Origin of the sequence: Acinetobacter sp. NBRC 100985 (assembly GCF_000241225.1) — a bacterium.
GTDB lineage: Bacteria > Pseudomonadota > Gammaproteobacteria > Pseudomonadales > Moraxellaceae > Acinetobacter > Acinetobacter venetianus.
This window is the reverse complement of record NZ_BAEB01000004.1, coordinates 14447-32014: the sequence shown is the minus strand read 5'-3', so window position 1 is coordinate 32014 and position 17568 is coordinate 14447. Positions and strand designations below refer to the sequence as shown.

The following is a 17568-nucleotide window of genomic DNA, read 5'->3' as shown; positions in this document are numbered from 1 at the left end:
TTTATGTTAAAGCAATATCAAGCTTTATCGATAGTTGCGCCAAATGGTGGGCGAATTGCACAAGGTTTAAAGACGCTTGAAATTCGCTCATGGCAACCTGAGTATCTACCGCTTAAAAATCTTGTGATTGTAGAAAATCAGAGTTTCTTGCTCGCAGATGGTGAAGAGGAAATCGGTCGAGCTGTTGCTTTGGTGGATATTGAGTCCGTACATCTTTGGACAAAAGATGAAGTGAATGCAGCATGTGCTTCATCTTGGGCAGTGGGGTATTTTGCTTGGGTGATCAGCAATGTACGACCATTTTCACAGCCAATCGAAACCATAGCGAAAAGAAAACTTTATCGTCTTGAATTGAAGCTCTAAGTGCTATTTGTTTCATCGCTAATTCGCTTTACAATCAATCAAGATTTAAATGAAATGAAAAAAGGGATTTATTATGTCTCGTGTTGCTCGCTACCATGCCGATCGTACCAATCAAAAACTCTATTTTGCTCGACTCGCATGTCAACAAGCCGAGCAGACTGAGCATATTCAACAGGCTCAAGCATACCGTGAAGCAGCTGTATTTCATTTGCATGGCGCAATCTTAGCGTTCTTGCAGGAGTTAGTCCGTTATTACCGCTTAAATGATTTACAACCGACGTTTAAATCGGTTGAAGAGCATATGGCAGACAAAGGACAGGTTTCGCCTGAAATCGTTGTTTTACAGCAGTTAGCGAAAGATGGTTTTGTGGCAGAGTTGAAACGCGCTTATCGTATGTGTCAATATGCACCTGAGCCGACTGCACCTGAACCAGAAAGTGAAACTTCTTCAAATCTCATTATTAAGGTTACTCAGAGTCCACAAGCGTGGTTGCCAGATGCCAAAATTCTACGTGAATGGCATCGTGAATTGAGCCATCTGATTGATGGTTTTCGTAATGAAATGGTCGAGTTCTAAGTTGAACAATTCAACGACTTGAAATTTAAGCAAGCAGTACACATATAAATAAGACGTGAGATCGCAAAGTACAAACGTGCTTTGCCACCATGTTGAAACATGGAGAGAATATATGTCAATGCAACAGTTAAAAGAATTGTTTGGTAATCAAGAAGCCGTTTTGGAGCTTGTTCAACTCGAAGGTGGTGAGCTTGCTTTGCGTAATGCTGACTCTGAAAAAGAGCCATTGGTGAAAATTCAGTTTAGCGATGAAGTTAAAGAAATCTTAGGAGATCAAACTCCATCAGTTGCTCAGCATATGATTCAGGCTGCTTTATTTGGTTTGTTGGAAAAACAAATGAATCAATGGCAAGCAGAAGTGCTGGATGAGCAGCCAGCTCACTTAAGTTAATTGCATAAAAAAAGCGTACTACAGTACGCTTTTTTATTATATCGAAAAGGCTTAATGTGCTGGTGACTGGTGCGCAAGTTCGATCTGATTCAAAATATGATGACTCATATTCTTCGCCATTTCTTCTTTTGCATAGAACACTTCACCAATATTTTCTTCTCTGATGACAGCTGCTTCTTCCTTACTTTCAGCGCAAATCAGTACTTGGATTTCTGGATTTAGCTGTTTAGAAATATCGACAATACGATGAATATCCAAAATATCCATAGGTGAGATCACCAGTAAGCGGGCATGTTGAATATGTGCCTGAATCAAAACATTCGGTTCAGTCGCTTCACCGCTGACCGCAGCAATGCCTTGCGTACGTAATTTTTCAACAATCTCACGGTTTTCCTCAGCAATAACCACTTTGATGTTTTGTTCCATGAGGTTCTCGCTGATTCGTCGGCCAACACCGCCGTAACCAATAATGACCACTTGATCGCGTAGATATTCTTGATCAACTTCATCTGGAAGCATGGCAAGTGGGTCACCACTACGTTCCAGTAGGCGCGCCAAATGAGAGCGTTCGCGAATCCAGCGTTGAACAGGTTCGATTGCTGAGAAAATAAAAGAGTTAAGCGTAATAGAAAATAATGCGCCTGCGAGAATCAGATTTTGCGCTTCAGGTGTGAGTAATCCAAGAGCTAAACCTAGTGTCGCTAAAATGAAAGAGAATTCTCCGATTTGTGCCAAACTTGCACCAACAGTCAAGGCTGTATTGATTGGATAACGGAAGAATAAAACTAACGCCATGGCAGCTAATGTTTTACCAATCATGATAATTGCCACGACAGCTAAGATATGGAGTGGCTCTTCGACCAATATTCTTGGATCAAACAGCATACCGACTGAAACGAAGAATAAGATTGCAAAGATTTCACGTAACGGTAGGGTCTCCTCTTCGGCACGATGGCTAAAGTCAGACTCTTTTACCACCATTCCAGCAAAGAACGCGCCAAGGGCCATAGAAACGCCAAATACAGCGTATGAGCCATAGGCAATCGATACGGCGGCAGCAACGACTGTGAGTGTGAAAAGCTCACGAGAACCTAAACGAGCGACAAATTGCATGATCATTGGCACAAGTCGTTTACCAATAATGAGCATAAAGGCGATAAAGCCTGTTACTTTAAGTAGTGTTAGTCCAATGGTGATCCAGATACTTTGTGAGGTATCTGTGCCAGGGAGGGCATGACCACCGAGCAATACGGCTGTGGCAGGGAGTAAAACTAGCGCTAAGACCATGACAAGATCTTCAACCAGTAGCCAACCGACGGCAATTTTACCATTCACGGAGTCAAGTAAACCGCGATCACCGAGTGCTTTAAGTAATACAACGGTACTGGCACATGACAGACTTAAACCAAAGATTAAGGCTGAACCAAAACTCCATCCCCAGAACATAGAAACGGCCATACCCAGTAGTGTCGCAACAGCAATTTGTAGAATCGCACCCGGTAAAGCAATACGGCGAACTTGGAGTAGGTCGCTCAGGGAGAAATGCATACCTACGCCAAACATCAAAAACATAACACCCAGTTCAGCAAGCTGATTGGCAAGTTGAATATCACCGACGACTCCCGGTGTGTTTGGGCTAATAATAATGCCCGCAATTAAATAGCCGATTAAAGGAGGTAAACGTAGACGTGCTGCGATATAGCCAAAAATGAGGGCCATACCAAAACCAACAGCAAGTAATATAATTAAATTAACATCATGTGGCATTGAAGCTCCTTAATCGTTGCGGTTAAGGTCAAAGTAAATAAGCATAAAAAATGCCAAAGCGGATAGATTAAAATTTTAACAACTAAAATCGGATTTGTTGATGATATTTTTTTTAATCATCAAAAAAAATTATGTAAATCTTTTATTTTTAGTTCAGGTTTTCGATAGGCAAAAAAAACGACCTCAAAAGAAGTCGTTTTTTTAAAGAACTAAAATTATTTAATTTTAGCTTCTTTGAAAATTACGTGTTGACGGATTTTTGGATCAAATTTTTTGATTTCCATTTTTTCCGGCATAGTACGTTTGTTCTTAGTAGTGGTATAGAAGTAACCAGTACCAGCTGTAGAAACGAGGCGAATCTTATCACGCATTGTTCAGACTCCTTAGATCTTTTGACCTTGAGCACGGAGATCAGCAACAACTTTCTCGATACCCAATTTATCAATAATACGCATACCTTTAGTGGTTAAACGAAGACGTACAAAACGCTTTTCGCTTTCTAACCAAAAACGGTGGTGGTGCAGGTTCGGCTCGAACCGGCGTTTGGTTTTGTTGTTTGCGTGCGATACGTTGTTACCAACGATAGGACGCTTGCCGGTAACTTGGCAAACCTTAGACATGGTGAACTCCATTGCTAGTTCATATAGCACTGATTCGTGCAACTAGCCATTCAAGTAAACGGATGAAATCATTCAAGGGGCGTTTTATACCAAAAATACGATTAAAAGACAAGCGAATTTGGTAAAAACAGGGCATGATCTAGTGTGATAGATCATGCCTTGATCAGCTTAGCGGAATAGTGTTTTTAAAAGCACTTTATGCATCGCTTTATTATACGGCGGAAGGATGAATTTTAAACTGTAAAGTTTAGGACTTACAGGATTTGACATCATTGAGCGTTCGTGTGAGAAGCTAAAGAAACCTTCTTTACCGTGATATTTACCCATTCCAGATGCACCGATACCGCCAAATGGAAGATCGTCTTGCGCGACGTGGGTCAATGTTTGGTTAATCCCGAAGTGACCTGAATGAGTGCGGCTTGCAACATATTCTGCACGCGCGCTGTCGATATCAAAATAATAGAATGCTAACGGACGAGGACGACTATTGATGAATTGAATTGCATCTTCGATATGTTCGTATTCTAAAATTGGCAGAATAGGACCGAAGATTTCATTCTTCATGATTTCCATGTCAGTCGTTACATCTGTTAATAAGGTTGGGGCAATCTTACGAACGTCAGTCAATGACTCTTTTTTGTTATTTAGCTCAACAATATTTGCACCTTGAGCTTGAGCGTCCTCTAAATAACCTTGTAAGCGATTGTACTGCTTGTCATTAACAATAGAGGTGTAGTCTTTATTGTCACGTAGCGTTGGGTACATGGTATTCACAAAGTCATTATAGTGCTTAGTGAACTCAGCAGTTTTACCTTTAGGTAGGAACATATAGTCAGGTGCAACACATGTTTGACCTGCATTCCAGAGTTTACCTACAGCGATACGTTGTGCAACATCGCGAATGTTCATTGCAGAATGAACAAGAGCAGGTGATTTACCACCTAATTCTAAAATGACAGGAACAAGATTTTGAGCAGCAGCGGCCATCACCGTTTTACCAACAGAAGTAGAGCCAGTAAAAATCATTTTATCAAAAGCAAGATGGCTAAATGCATCTGAAATTACACCACCACCATTTACAACTGCAACCAGTTCTTGCGGGAACGCTTCAGAAAGTGCATTTTCAAGTACATAACCAAAGTTTGATGATGCACTTGAGATTTTAATCATGGCATGGTTACCTGCAGCCAATGCACAAATCAATGGGCCAACAGAAAGCAGCAATGGATAATTCCAAGGTGCAATCACACCAACAACACCGAGTGGTTGATATTCTACCCAGCCTTTTGCTGGTTGGTGTAACATGCTGATATGGCGTTTAGATGGTTTCATCCATTCGGTTAAGTTCTTGCTATAGTATTTGATATGCTCTAAACAAGTAAGAACTTCACCAATTTTGGTTTCCATCACTGCACGATTGCCATAATCTTGACTAATTGCGTTAGCAAATTGATCTTGATACTTTACCAAGATATTTTTAAGTCGAGCTAAGCGTTCAATACGTTCTTTTGCGCTCGGTACAGGATGGCGTTGGTAAGCCGCTTTTTGCTGCTCAAGCAAATCATGTAGCCGTTTCACATCAACATGAGGTGTCATAGCGGTTGTTTTTGTTTGACTGTTCATAGGAGTGGACCAAAAGAAAGCTTATTATTTTTAATTTTTAGAGTAAATACTCTAAAGTGTCAAGTCGCTTTATAGGTTTGTTTTATAACCTATTGATAATGTTATAGATGGTTAATTCAATGTCACAAGCTAAGCCAAACAAAACAAAAGATAGAATTTTGCAGATCAGTTTGCAGTTGTTTAATGAGCGTGGTGAACGCTCAGTCACGACAAATCATATTGCTGCTGAGTTAGGTATTAGCCCTGGCAATTTGTATTATCACTTTCGTAACAAGCAAGAAATTATTAAAGAGTTGGCGCAGCAGTATCAGGCGGAAACACTGGAAATGCTGGCATTACCTACTGATCGCCCATTGAATGCCAACGATAAAATTAGTTATTTCCAAGTATTGAGTAATCAATTATGGGCTTATCGCTTCATTCATCGTGATGTTTATCATCTAGTTGAAAATAATGAAGACTTTAGAAAAATTTACCCGCGTTTTGCTGGGCAAGTGATGCAACAAGGTCAACGGATTTATCGTGCTTTCGTTGATGCAGGTTTGATGAAAATGACAGATTCTGAAATCGAAGCATTGATCATCAACTTGTGGATCGTCTTAACCAACTGGACTAACTTTTTGTATATGTCAGGCCATATTAGCGATAATAATCGCTTAGAGGAAAAGTGGGTTTGGCAGGCGTTGCGTCAAATGGTGTTCTTAGAGGGTCCATATTTGATGGGTGAAAGCCGTCAGACTTATGAGCAATTATTGAAGTCGCTTGGTCCATCAGAGTTATTTGCAAGCTTATCTAATCTTAAAAATGACGACGAGTAGCCCTTAGCTATTTAGTCTGAGGCAAAAAAGGGCTAGAATGCTCGGCTTGATTTTAATTTGATTTGAATAAGTGATATTAACCACATGAACACGACTACTGCCAATACAGCACGATTACTGATTACTTGTGAAGACAAGCCGGGGATCGTGCAAGCTGTATCGAGCTTTTTGTATCATCAGGGAGCAAACATTACCGCACTTGATCAATACGCGACAGAAGCTCAAGGCGGACGTTACTTCATGCGTGTTGAATTTGAACTTGATCATTTGCAGTCTCGTAAAGAAGCGTTGATGCAAACATTTGCCGCAAATGTTGCTGAACGTTATGAAATGCAGTGGAAATTGACTTTCGTCAATGAACTGAAAAAAGTCGGTATTTTGGTTTCTAAAGTCGATCATGCACTTTTAGAGCTGTTATGGCGTCACGCGCGTGGTTCATTGCCATGTGAGATTACACAGGTTGTTTCTAATCATCCTGATTTACGTGAAGCGGTTGAGAATTTTGGTATTCCGTTCCATGTTGTACCTGTGAATAAAGACAACAAAGTCGAAGCTTATGCACAAATCAATGACATGATGCAAGGTAATGATTTGTTGATCCTTGCGCGTTATATGCAAATTCTAAGTGAAGATTTTGTTTCGCAATGGGAAATGAAGATTATTAATATTCACCATTCATTCTTGCCTGCTTTCGTTGGTGCAAATCCTTATAAGCAAGCTTATGAAAAAGGTGTGAAGCTTATTGGTGCAACTGCACATTATGTCACTGCTGATCTAGATCAAGGTCCAATTATTGAGCAGGACGTTGAGCGTGTAAGCCATGATTATAACGTCGAGCAATTACGTGAGCTTGGTGAAGATGTTGAGCGTAATGTGTTAGCACGCGCTGTGAAATGGCATTTAGAAGACCGTATTATTGTTGATGGCAATAAAACAGTAGTTTTCTAACAAAGAAATACTCGATGAAAAAGCATGCTAAATCAGCATGCTTTTTTTATGCTATTGTTGTTATGTTATAACATTTGTTTATGCTGAGTGTGGTTTGAGCAATAAATTTAGTCACCATCACAAAAAATAGTTGCAAATGAAAACACTTCTCATTTATTATTACGGCACTTTCATTGTTCTATCCGATGAGTGAAATCGTTTTTTACTTTATAGGAACGTCACCATCTATATAGGTACTTAGATTCTTATGAGTCAATCTCCTGCGACATTCAACACACCACACTCGATGAAAAAGAAAATCATCACTGCCCTTGTTGCGGTTGTGATTGGACATGTAGGAGTTCTGTGGGCGGTTAGCCACATGAAAACGATGGAGCTTAAGCCCGTCGAGAAAGAGCCGTTAAAGGTTAAATTCGTCAAGATTAAACCGGAAGAGGCACCGCCTCCGCCGCCACCTGCGAAAATAGAGCCAATTAAGCCTAAGGTAGAACCTAAACCTGTAGAGAAGAAGGTTGAGCCAACTCCTGTAGAAAAACCAAAAGTTATTTCTCAGAAAGTGCAAAAAATTGAGCCGAAAGTGGTACAGCAGGATGATACTCAAGAGAAGTTAAAGAAACAGCAAGATTTAGAAAAGCAAAGACTTGAGCAACTGCAGCGTGAACAGGCTTTAAAAGATCAGCAAGCTCGCGAACAGGCATTGAGAGAACAGCAAGCGCGTGAGCAAGCTTTAAGAGATCAGGCAAATCGCAATAAACCTAGAAAGGTGAGCTCTGGGGATGTTTCTTGGAGCAGATCACCAAAAATTTCTGACGATAAAGTTGCGTATTACTTTAAGCCAGAAGATGGGCTGAAAGTTATTGTGCTCGAAATTACATCAGATGGTACTGGAAAGATAACTGATGTGAAGATCATAAACTCAACTGGTAATGAGAAGTTTGATGCTTATGTGGTTAAGCAGACTTATGCTGCTAGGTTTAAACCATATAAGCTAGATGGCATTATTACTCCATTTGTGATCCGACAAGGATTTGACGCAAGCGTTGTCAAAAAGTAAAGGCATCAGCAGATTGAATTTTATTATTAAGTAGGAGTTCGTATATGAACTTTTCAGTTTATTGGCAACACGCAGATGCAGTAAGTAAAACGCTGTATTTCATCCTTCTAGCAATGTCGATTGCGACATGGACAATTTTTATTCTGCGCTTATTAGGAACTCGCCAATTAAAACAACAGGCTTATGCTCAACTTGCTCAAGCTTTGGCTGGATTAAAAGCTAAGTTGCAGCCGTTGACTTTTGAGCAGCGTAAAGCAGTTGCTGAACAAGCACTTCTTCGTCAAATCTCTGCTGAAAAATCTCAAGCAGAAAAAGGTGTTTCGGTTCTTGGAACAATTGCCTCGCTTGCACCATTTGTCGGGTTGTTTGGTACAGTTTGGGGTATTTTCCATGCCCTTGTCGCTGTAGGTACGAGTGGTCAGGCTGGTTTAGCTCAAGTTGCAACACCTGTTGGTGAAGCATTGATCATGACGGGTTTAGGTTTGTCGGTTGCGATTCCAGCAGTATTGGCTTACAACATTTGTGTACGTTTCAATCGTGGTTTAGCGCATGACTTGCAAGACCAAGCACATAGCTTGTTAATTGATACTATGTTGCAGCAAGAAACAACGGCAAAGACAGAAACTAAAGCAACTCAACAAAGTTTAGTTGGAGGTCAAGCTTAAAATGGGCTTTCAATTGGGTGAAGACCACGACAGTGGCATGAATGAGATGAATCTCATTCCTCTGATCGACATTATGTTGGTATTGATGATTATCTTTTTAGTCACAGCAACGGTTGCTAACCCATCAATTCCATTAAGTTTGCCAAAAACCACTGCTGAAATTGTTGATCCACCACCAAAAGCGATTACGATTAGTATTAATCAAAATGGTGAGGTTGCTTGGGATGCGAAGATTATTAGCTTAGAAGAGCTAGAAAAGCGTTTCCAAGAAGCGGGTCAAGCAGAGAATAAGCCGACTGTGCAATTACGTGCAGATAAAGAATCAAAATATGATACGGTTGCACAAGTGATGTCTCGCGCCAGTGAAGCTGGTTTAAGTGATATTGCTTTTGTTAGTGAAAACTAACATTAAAAAATACAAAGGAAAAGCAACTCGATGTGAGTTGCTTTTTTTTGCCTAATCTGTTTTGAGTAGATCAAGGTATTTCGAGCGCAATTTTGAAAGCTTTGGTGGAATGCTGAAGTTACAGTAACCTTGTGAAGGATTCCGCGCATAAAAGTTTTGGTGATATTCTTCAGCAGGGTAGAAGGTTGGTACAGGGCTAAGTTCCGTTACGATATTGAGCCCTTCATCTTCTAAGCTGTGAATGATTTGCTCTGCTTGTTGCTTTTGTTCTTCATTGAAGTAATAAACAACTGATCGATATTGGGTACCAATATCATTGCCTTGGCGGTTTAGTGTTGTAGGATCATGTGTTGTAAAAAATACATTCAACAATTGAGTGTAACTAATCTGCTGCTCATCAAAATCAATTAAGACAACCTCAGCATGTTGAGTGGTACCTTGGCAAACCTGTTCATAGGTCGGGTTTTGATTAATGCCACCAGCATAACCGCTTACGACTTTTTCAACGCCTTTAAGTTGTAGAAATACAGCCTCTACACACCAAAAACAACCACCACCAAATAAAGCTTGTTGCATAAAACTCCCCAATTTTTAATTTTAAGAATACTAATAAAGTAAACGAAGTCCTAACAAAGTAAAAGCCCGTGTTTGAAACGGGCTTTTACTTTGGTTAAGAAATTAAGGCAAAGGTTGAATGACTGTCACAAAAGTGACTAAAACGCGACCTGAAGCATCAAGGAATTTCAGTTCATGACCTTTAAGCTCATAATTTGTCGTACTCGCTAAAGCATTTGCATACTGGCGAGAAAGCGTGCTGTTATCATTACCGATACATGCCATCATGGTTGATGCAATTGGCCCTAGACGTAAGATAGAGCCTTGACTTTCAAAGCTACCACGGATTTGGTTACAACCATCTGCACCAAAGAAACGTTTTTCTTTTGCATCAAATTGAATAGCAGGTCGTTTACCTGAAAGATCATTACTTTTTACTTCAACGCCATTAATCTGTGTTGCAATCCAAGTACGGTTGTACAGATCAATGCTTTGTTTTTGAGACGCTTGTGGTGAGGTCTGAAGGGAATCGGTTGTCGCACAACCTGTCATGACAACTGCAACCGCTAAAGTACAAGATGTTAATAATGTTTTTAACATAAGATCTAAAATCCAAATTGTTGTGTTTCTATGATTATTATTTAAATAAAAAAGCATGAACTAGAGTTGAGCATTCAGTATCCTTTTGTAAAATTTAAGATGATTTTAATAAAATTAGTTGAAAAGTCACTCAGTTTTTGGCAATCCAGCACGAATCGTTTTTGAAAAATATTCACTACTTTGATTGGACTGCTGATCATATTTTTCTGCACGGGGATTGATATGCGCTAAGCGATACCATTCTTTCATACTCACACTTTGATTAAGTGCCTGAAGGTCGTATAGATAATTAGGTAAATAACCCGAAGCAAGGAGGCGATAGTCTTTTGGTAGACGTTGAGGATTAATGGCTTGTACCATGTCGAAAACAAGTGTTGTACAGTTACTGGTCAGGGTGTTGTACCATTTCGCTTCTGCTCGTAACTCATCGGCTTGGTGTAAATACTCAATAAATAATGCTTTGCGTTCTGTTGCAGGCATTTTTATAGGAAATAAATAGACTTGTTCATGGCGAATATTGCTACGTGTATAGACGATATCTTTTTCGTCCGATGCAACTAAGCTCAGTTCATACTTTCGAAAAAAGCCACCGATTGCCGAAAATGCTTCACCTTTTTCTTTGCGTATCTCAATAGAAAACACTAATGGTTTTTGATCCGAAAAATCAAAACTGACCAACGTGTGTGCAATTTGTGGCCCCATCCAGTAGGAGGTAATTACATTCACACCTGTGATTTTATTTAAATCAACAGTACGATCTTCCCAGCGGATGTCATAGCTGCCATCGGCATGCCAGTTAAAATTGCGGACATTGTGAAGTGTTACTGTATCGCCATGCTTTTCATAACTGAGCTGTTCTGCAACTTCTGGATCCCAGTCTCGATCTTGTCTTGCATCTAAAGAAAAATACCAAATCAATGCAAGAGCAAAAGCACAGCAATAAATAATGATGTCTGTACGCCGACTAATCAGGTGTCCACTGACGTAAACACCAATTAGGCTGAGTGCAAATAAGCCCCAAAGAATAATTGTAATACGGCTGAGAAGAGAACCAAGTGGTTGTTGAATCCATAGAGCAAGACATAACCAAAAGCTTGAAAGGACCACGAACAAGGTAAATAGACTATGTAAAAGCCCGATACCTAAAGCAATAAAAAACTCTCGTGATCCAATGTTATGCATGATGATGCGCGATCCATTTTTATTTTTGGTAGGTCGCAAACTCAAAGCTTACATTCGATTTTTCATCAATCTGCTGTTCTGAGTTTACTTTCTTGAAATCCTCAGAGATTTGCGGGTAATGCGCATCGCCTTGTACATCTAGGTCAACATGCGTTAATTCAAGTCGATCTGCAATCGCAAGGGTTTGTGTGAAAATCTCTCCACCACCAATAATAAATAATGACGCTTTCTCTGCGTGTTGTGCGTCTGTAAGTGCACCATTCATTGCATCTTCGATTGTATGTGCAACTTTAACACCATCAAACAGCCATTCGGTGTCACGAGTAATCACCCAATTTACACGATTCGGCAGAGCACGTCCCATTGATTCGAGAGTTTTACGACCCATGATTACTACGCCACCTTGGGTAATGGCTTTGAAGTGTTTTAAGTCAGCAGAGATATGCCACGGCAATGCATTTCCCTTGCCGATACAGCGATTTTTATCCATCGCAACTACGTGAACAACTTCAGTGCCTTGCCATGTCATATGTTTTCTCTCTAATCTACTTAAACTGCAACAGGTGCTTTGATCGCTGGGTGTGATTCATATCCTACGATTTCAATATCTTCAAATTTAAAGTCGAAAATATCAGTGATCTCCGGATTTAATTTTAATTGACACAACGGTAGCGGCTCACGGCTAAGTTGTAATTGTGCCTGTTCAAAATGGTTGGCATATAAATGTGTATCGCCACCTGTCCAGACAAAGTCACCAACACCCAAACCACATACTTGCGCAATCATATGTGTAAGTAGGGCATAACTCGCAATATTAAATGGAACACCTAGGAATACATCAGCACTTCGTTGATACAGTTGGCATGAAAGTTTATTGTCTTGTACGAAGAATTGGAACAAAGTATGGCAAGGTGGTAATGCCACTTTACCTGCTTCATTTGGGTTCCAACCAGAAACGATTAGACGACGTGAATTGGGATTGGTCTTGATTTCATTGACAAGCCATTTGATTTGATCGAAGCCATTTTGTTGATAGCTGCCGTCTTCATTTTGTGTCGCGCCAAAATTACGCCATTGATGGCCATACACAGGTCCAAGTTCGCCTTCAGGGCGACCAAAGCGAGCAGTTTGTTCTGCTGTAGACCATTCATCCCAAATCGTCACTTTATTGTCTTTTAAGTATTGAACATTGGTATCACCTTTAAGAAACCAAAGTAGCTCAATGACGATTGAGCGGAAATGTACTTTTTTTGTGGTGAGTAGTGGGAAGCCGTTAGATAAATCAAAACGCATTTGATGACCAAATACTGAACGTGTTCCTGTACCAGTACGGTCGCCTTTGTCGCCGCCGTTGTCTAGGATATGTTGTAAAAGGTTCAGGTAGGTTTGCATCGTCATGCCTATCATTACGTTTGGTCGGGTTGATTCTAGCAGAATTTATATAACTTATTTAGAGGACGAAGGTCAGTGATTGGAAGGATAATGAACGAATGTGTTTGCGACAGTAATTGTCGTTTGGTTCGCTCCACTTCTTTTTAAGTTTAGTCCATTGTTTTATATTGCATTCTATAAATAATGAGATGGGAAATAGATAACATGAATTTTGCCTTTGAAGCGTTGCCTGAAGTATTGAAATCTTATAAAGAAAAAATTGAGGCGACTTTAAAACCCACAGTACAAATGAATTTAAAAAGTTGTGACCGGCTTTCATTGTGGCAAAGCAAAGTAGGAGGGCAACCCTACTTACCATTAGATATGGCTTATCCTATCGACTCGAATGGAAATCCACTGGCGTTATTGGCACAGTTTAATTTTGCTGAAATTCCGAATTTACCTGATTTCCCAAGTCAGGGCATTTTGCAGTTTTATATTGCGACTGATGATTTGTATGGGATGAACTTTGATGACCAGCAACAGCAATCTGGTTTTAGGGTTTTATATTTTGATCAGGTGATTGAAGATATGAAACAGTTAAAACAGGATTTTTCTGATATTCAATTGGATGATGAGGAGTATTTGCTGCCATTCACGGGGCAATATGCAATAGAATTCAGCTTAACGATGCAACCCATCAGCACCGAAGATGAAGGATTTAATATTGGGGATGGATCAGATGAGTTTTATGAAGCTTACAGTGAAAACTTAGCTTCAACAGGTCATCGTTTAGGGGGGTATCCTTATTTTACGCAGAGTGATCCGCGCGGTTATAACAAAGCTATTCGAGATTATGTATTGTTATTCCAACTGGATACGGATGATGCTAAGAATGAGATTATGTGGGGCGATTCGGGAGTAGGAAATTTCTTTATTCATCCAGAGGATTTAAAGAAGCTAGACTTTTCTAAGGTTTTATATAATTGGGATTGTTGTTAATTTTCAATAAAAAAGCGGATGAAATGATCATCCGCTTTTTAAGACTAAACTCAGATTTTTATTCAGTCACAAATGTTACTTTGCCATCAGTTAAAGATTTAACACGTGCTAAAGATTCAACGCGGTAACCTTTTTCAAGTAATACATCGCGACCTGGTTGGAACGATTTTTCAATCACAATACCAACACCAACTACTTCAGCTTGAGCTTGATGAATCAAGTCAATTAAGCCTAAAGCAGCTTGACCATTTGCTAAGAAGTCATCAATCACAAGTGCTTTGTCGCTTGAGTTGATATGCTTGTTAGAAATTGCAATCGTACTTTCAGTTTGTTTAGTAAACGAGAACACTTTAGAACGGTAAAGATCATCTTTCAGTGTCAATGACTGATATTTACGAGCAAAAATTACAGGAACACCAAGCTCTAAACCAGCCATAATTGCTGGAGCGATGCCTGAAGCTTCGATTGTAATAATTTTAGTGATCCCTGCGTCCTTAAAGCGAGCAGCAAACTCTTTGCCGATCTGTTGCATTAATACAGGGTCAATTTGGTGGTTTAGGAAAGCATCAACTTTCAAAACCTGATCTGATAGAACGATACCTTCATTTAAGATTTTCTGTTCTAAAGCGTACACGGGAGAATCCTCTAATCGGATGCTTGTTTAAGCAAAGGCATATTTTAAAAAGCATCCGAAAAATTGCAAGCCAAAATTGACCAGATGCTTAGTTTGTTTTGCCTGAATAGCCAGTCAATAATAAACCATATGAAGATTTACCATCATTATGTGTCACTTTGACCGGTAAATAATCAAGTTTTGGCGCTAACCAGAAAATTGTATTACGTTCAGGTTTGTCGTGTAAAAGAACAACTTTAATGGTACTAAATGTCCCATAACTAGTTTTAACGTTCTCAGTGCCTTGTTTAACGAAACGACGCTCATCTACTGCTTTCGCATCCGCAATAAAATAGCGGGTTTGCAGCGTATTTCCATTTTTCAAATCTTCACGAACTTGTAGCTCTGCATTGAGCTCATCCAAAACACCAGCTTGCCAAGCAAATGAACGTTTCTGATCATCTTTTTGCGTACTAATCGTTTTATTGCTTGGATTGAAGTTGATATTCATCGTGTTGTTGTGAATTAAGATTTTGCTACTACGTGTAAATTTCTGCGAAGTAATTTTGTTATTAGCAAAATTAAATTGGCTGGTTTCTGTTGCCGAGGCAATACCCCCTGCTTTTGCAGCAAACTTGTATGTCCAATTATTTCCTTGCTGAGAAAGCGTACGTGTCGCTGAACCTAGGTTTTTATTATTATAGCTAAATTGGTAGCTCGCTTGGAACGGTGCCATTGCAAATGCATGACTAGATAAACTTGCACATAAAATTACAGCAGAAGTCGCTGTAGTAATACCTAGAGCTTTTGATAAATTCTTTGTCATAACACTATATCCTTTGAACGACCATTCAAATAAATCATTCATTTATCATTACGATTACTAGTTATTATGCCTGTAGATTATGAAGAAAAGATCAGGTTTTTTACTAAGCGCTTGTTAATTTTTCGTATAAATCATGAAGATGATGAGTTGAGTGGCATCAATTGGAAACTTAAAAGCCACTCAAAACTTGGAAAATTATTTTTTGGGATCTTTTTGCTGAATTGGGGTGACAACGGTGTCATCTAATTCATCATCGTCATACTCATGATTTGAGGGGGACAAAATAGCCGCAAGGTTGACATTCCCCCAAACGATTAATTCAGCAGGGCGTACTCGGGCACGATTAACATGAACTTTGCTTAAAGTCTCAATAATGCTTGGTTTCTTGCTAAACCAGCGATTGAGATCAAGATAGAGCAATTCATCTTTTACTGTGACAACTTCAAAATGTTCTAGAATTTTGCCTAAAGGATCTTCATCTTTAAACTTTTGAAAATACCAAATCGCAATATAAAAGCCCCATTTTTGAAAAATGTTTTTGAATTCAGCTTCGATGACTTGGGTGTTGCTGATTTGTTCAAAGACCATCAATTGCACATCTTTGTTCATTTCCATCTGAAGAAGTTTTAAATCAACAGATAAAGTAGTGTGTAAACCTTTTACATCAATTGTAGCGTAAAGGCGTAACCAGCCATCATAAAGGTCTGCATGTAGATCTTTGATGATCTCAACTTTCTCAACGACATAGCGTTCCATCGTTGCGTTCACAAAAACTTGTGAAAGCGAAAATTCTCTTTCTTCTTCGATGAATTCTTCTGCTTTTAGGTAAACTTTTCGTAGACGTTTAACAACAGATGAAATTAGCGTTTGCATAAAAGTTGTTCCAGAAAGTGAAGTGTTTTAGATAACGGCGTCACGATCTTTGTATTCACTAAAAAATAAAAATAAATTTCTGACTTGCAGTGTAGCAAAATTAATTGCTACATTTTCATAAAATGATGGTATGGACACACTGTAAATATAAGTGGATCACATTTTTGTAATTTTTTGAATATTGGTTTGGTTTTTATACGGTTGCCACCGTTGGGGAAGGGACATTTTTGTCGCTTAAATCGCATGTGGAATAAAATAAATTTTCGTTCTGAACTATCTCCTCATTGGTGGCAAGATCCAATCTTTGTAGGAGCTGTTACGGTTGCAATGCTGCTGCATGGAGCTGTGCTGGCGATTCAGTTTGGTATGCCATCGCCGTCTGATACCTCGACCAAAGAAATTGCAGTCACCGTCCGTACAAGTCAAGACAAAGTGAAAGATGCTGATTTTCTTGCACAAGCCGATCAAAAAGGTTCAGGTGATTTCCGTGAAGCACATCGGATGTCGAGTGATATGCCTTCACCGATGCAAGCAGATGCGACTACAGGTGAGACTGAACTAGAAAGTTTGGAAAAGATACAGCAGAAACGTGAATTAAAATTTGAAGAAAAAGTTTTAATGACTGTGCTCAGTTGGCAAAAGCAGTCAGAAGAAACTGAACGTAAAAAAGCTTTGGATGATTTACAAAGCCAGTTTCAAGCAAAAGCTGCGATGGTCGCAAGTTTAGAAGCACAGTATTTACAACGTCAGCAAAATTTTAGCCGTAAGCAACGCATTAAAACAGTGGATGGCATTCAGGCTAAACAAGATGCTTCAGCCGCTTATCTTGATAAATTCCGCCAAAAAGTAGAACTATATGGCAACCGTTATTATCCAGATGAGGCGAAACAGCAACGACTCGCTGGTGAAGTTCGCTTAATGGTGATTCTAAATGCGCAAGGTGGAATTCGAGCGATTCGCTTAATTGAAAGTTCGGGTCATTCTATTTTAGATGAAGCAGCTAAAGCTTCTGTTCGTCGTGGTGCACCGTTTGGACATTTTGATGCCAATATGAAAGACATTTCTGAATTGAGAATTATTCGGACATGGCGTTTTGATCCTGTTGATGCTGAGTTTGAAGTACATTAATTTGCTTATTGGAATTTGCTATTGTGAATTTTAAAAATAAAAAGCAATAAAAATCATAAGGATATTTTTTAATATTAGTGAAATTAAATTTTAATAATTAAAAAACAATGAATTATTTTTAATCTTATTAACTTGAATTGATAATAAAAATAATTATCATTTGCAATGTATTTTTTGTTCAATCTC

At 39.2% G+C, this 17568-nt stretch carries 22 protein-coding genes; 10 read left to right on the top strand and 12 right to left on the bottom strand.

Features of this window, described 5'->3' with window-relative positions:
- The first annotated feature begins 3 nt into the window (after window positions 1-3).
- From ACT4_RS01145 to ACT4_RS01135, 3 genes are all read left to right on the top strand, one after another.
- Window positions 4-363, top strand: coding sequence for an ASCH domain-containing protein (locus ACT4_RS01145; protein ID WP_007478956.1), 360 nt, complete (start codon window positions 4-6; stop codon window positions 361-363).
- Window positions 364-436: 73 nt separating this feature from the next.
- Window positions 437-940, top strand: a complete 504-nt coding sequence (locus tag ACT4_RS01140; protein WP_004876710.1) for a DUF6586 family protein — start codon at window positions 437-439, stop codon at window positions 938-940.
- A gap of 112 nt (window positions 941-1052) precedes the next feature.
- Window positions 1053-1331, top strand: a complete 279-nt coding sequence (locus ACT4_RS01135; protein ID WP_004876712.1) for a hypothetical protein — start codon at window positions 1053-1055, stop codon at window positions 1329-1331.
- Window positions 1332-1382: 51 nt separating this feature from the next.
- On the opposite strand, the gene ACT4_RS01130 is transcribed toward ACT4_RS01135, so the two are convergent.
- The 4 genes from ACT4_RS01130 to ACT4_RS01115 all read right to left on the bottom strand — a co-directional run bounded on the left by ACT4_RS01130 (window position 1383) and on the right by ACT4_RS01115 (window position 5341).
- Window positions 1383-3098 (bottom strand): cation:proton antiporter, encoded by a 1716-nt coding sequence (locus ACT4_RS01130; protein ID WP_007478954.1) that lies wholly within the window; start codon window positions 3096-3098, stop codon window positions 1383-1385.
- A 215-nt stretch (window positions 3099-3313) separates the two neighbouring features.
- Window positions 3314-3469 carry a 50S ribosomal protein L33 gene (gene rpmG / locus ACT4_RS01125; protein ID WP_003654787.1) on the bottom strand — a complete coding sequence of 52 codons (156 nt, stop codon included), beginning with the start codon at window positions 3467-3469 and terminating at the stop codon, window positions 3314-3316.
- Window positions 3470-3481: 12 nt separating this feature from the next.
- Complete coding sequence (rpmB, locus tag ACT4_RS01120) at window positions 3482-3718, bottom strand: 50S ribosomal protein L28 (RefSeq protein WP_004649871.1); 237 nt, start codon at window positions 3716-3718, stop codon at window positions 3482-3484.
- A 168-nt stretch (window positions 3719-3886) separates the two neighbouring features.
- Window positions 3887-5341, bottom strand: a complete 1455-nt coding sequence (locus ACT4_RS01115; RefSeq protein ID WP_034604421.1) for a coniferyl aldehyde dehydrogenase — start codon at window positions 5339-5341, stop codon at window positions 3887-3889.
- 119 nt (window positions 5342-5460) lie between these two features.
- On the opposite strand from ACT4_RS01115, the gene ACT4_RS01110 reads away from it, so the two are divergent.
- From ACT4_RS01110 to ACT4_RS01090, 5 genes are all read left to right on the top strand, one after another.
- Entirely contained in the window at window positions 5461-6159 is a 699-nt protein-coding gene (locus ACT4_RS01110) for a TetR/AcrR family transcriptional regulator (protein WP_004876718.1), read from the top strand.
- Window positions 6160-6243: 84 nt separating this feature from the next.
- Window positions 6244-7107, top strand: a complete 864-nt coding sequence (purU, locus tag ACT4_RS01105; RefSeq protein ID WP_004876720.1) for a formyltetrahydrofolate deformylase — start codon at window positions 6244-6246, stop codon at window positions 7105-7107.
- Between the two features lie 247 nt (window positions 7108-7354).
- Complete coding sequence (locus ACT4_RS01100) at window positions 7355-8161, top strand: energy transducer TonB (RefSeq protein ID WP_007478898.1); 807 nt, start codon at window positions 7355-7357, stop codon at window positions 8159-8161.
- Window positions 8162-8205: 44 nt separating this feature from the next.
- A complete protein-coding gene (locus tag ACT4_RS01095; protein ID WP_007478897.1) occupies window positions 8206-8826 on the top strand; it encodes a MotA/TolQ/ExbB proton channel family protein in 621 nt (206 codons plus the stop codon).
- A gap of 1 nt (window position 8827) precedes the next feature.
- Complete coding sequence (locus tag ACT4_RS01090; RefSeq protein WP_004876726.1) at window positions 8828-9232, top strand: biopolymer transporter ExbD; 405 nt, start codon at window positions 8828-8830, stop codon at window positions 9230-9232.
- A 51-nt stretch (window positions 9233-9283) separates the two neighbouring features.
- Here the strand turns inward: ACT4_RS01090 and msrA are convergent, their stop codons facing one another.
- The 5 genes from msrA to thyA form a co-directional block, all read right to left on the bottom strand.
- Window positions 9284-9808: a peptide-methionine (S)-S-oxide reductase MsrA gene (gene msrA, locus ACT4_RS01085; RefSeq protein ID WP_007478895.1), complete on the bottom strand. Its 525-nt coding sequence runs from the start codon at window positions 9806-9808 to the stop codon at window positions 9284-9286.
- A gap of 102 nt (window positions 9809-9910) precedes the next feature.
- Window positions 9911-10387, bottom strand: a complete 477-nt coding sequence (locus ACT4_RS01080) for an META domain-containing protein (RefSeq protein WP_007478893.1) — start codon at window positions 10385-10387, stop codon at window positions 9911-9913.
- Between the two features lie 126 nt (window positions 10388-10513).
- The gene (locus ACT4_RS01075) at window positions 10514-11569 is read right to left on the bottom strand and encodes a DUF4105 domain-containing protein (protein ID WP_007478892.1); all 1056 of its coding nucleotides are present in this window, start codon (window positions 11567-11569) and stop codon (window positions 10514-10516) included.
- Between the two features lie 19 nt (window positions 11570-11588).
- Window positions 11589-12098, bottom strand: coding sequence for a dihydrofolate reductase (locus tag ACT4_RS01070; RefSeq protein ID WP_007478890.1), 510 nt, complete (start codon window positions 12096-12098; stop codon window positions 11589-11591).
- Between the two features lie 20 nt (window positions 12099-12118).
- The gene (thyA, locus tag ACT4_RS01065; protein ID WP_007478888.1) at window positions 12119-12961 is read right to left on the bottom strand and encodes a thymidylate synthase; all 843 of its coding nucleotides are present in this window, start codon (window positions 12959-12961) and stop codon (window positions 12119-12121) included.
- A 204-nt stretch (window positions 12962-13165) separates the two neighbouring features.
- Between thyA and ACT4_RS01060 the strand changes: the two genes are divergently transcribed.
- Window positions 13166-13942 carry a YwqG family protein gene (locus ACT4_RS01060; protein WP_007478887.1) on the top strand — a complete coding sequence of 259 codons (777 nt, stop codon included), beginning with the start codon at window positions 13166-13168 and terminating at the stop codon, window positions 13940-13942.
- A gap of 58 nt (window positions 13943-14000) precedes the next feature.
- Here the strand turns inward: ACT4_RS01060 and ACT4_RS01055 are convergent, their stop codons facing one another.
- The 3 genes from ACT4_RS01055 to ACT4_RS01045 all read right to left on the bottom strand — a co-directional run bounded on the left by ACT4_RS01055 (window position 14001) and on the right by ACT4_RS01045 (window position 16254).
- The gene (locus ACT4_RS01055; RefSeq protein WP_004876738.1) at window positions 14001-14576 is read right to left on the bottom strand and encodes a xanthine phosphoribosyltransferase; all 576 of its coding nucleotides are present in this window, start codon (window positions 14574-14576) and stop codon (window positions 14001-14003) included.
- A gap of 88 nt (window positions 14577-14664) precedes the next feature.
- Window positions 14665-15381, bottom strand: coding sequence for a DUF3108 domain-containing protein (locus ACT4_RS01050; protein ID WP_004876740.1), 717 nt, complete (start codon window positions 15379-15381; stop codon window positions 14665-14667).
- A 195-nt stretch (window positions 15382-15576) separates the two neighbouring features.
- On the bottom strand, window positions 15577-16254 hold the full coding sequence (locus tag ACT4_RS01045; RefSeq protein ID WP_004876741.1) for a hypothetical protein: 678 nt from the start codon (window positions 16252-16254) through the stop codon (window positions 15577-15579).
- 243 nt (window positions 16255-16497) lie between these two features.
- Between ACT4_RS01045 and ACT4_RS01040 the strand changes: the two genes are divergently transcribed.
- A complete protein-coding gene (locus ACT4_RS01040) occupies window positions 16498-17382 on the top strand; it encodes an energy transducer TonB (RefSeq protein ID WP_023013224.1) in 885 nt (294 codons plus the stop codon).
- The last annotated feature ends 186 nt before the right edge of the window (window positions 17383-17568 follow it).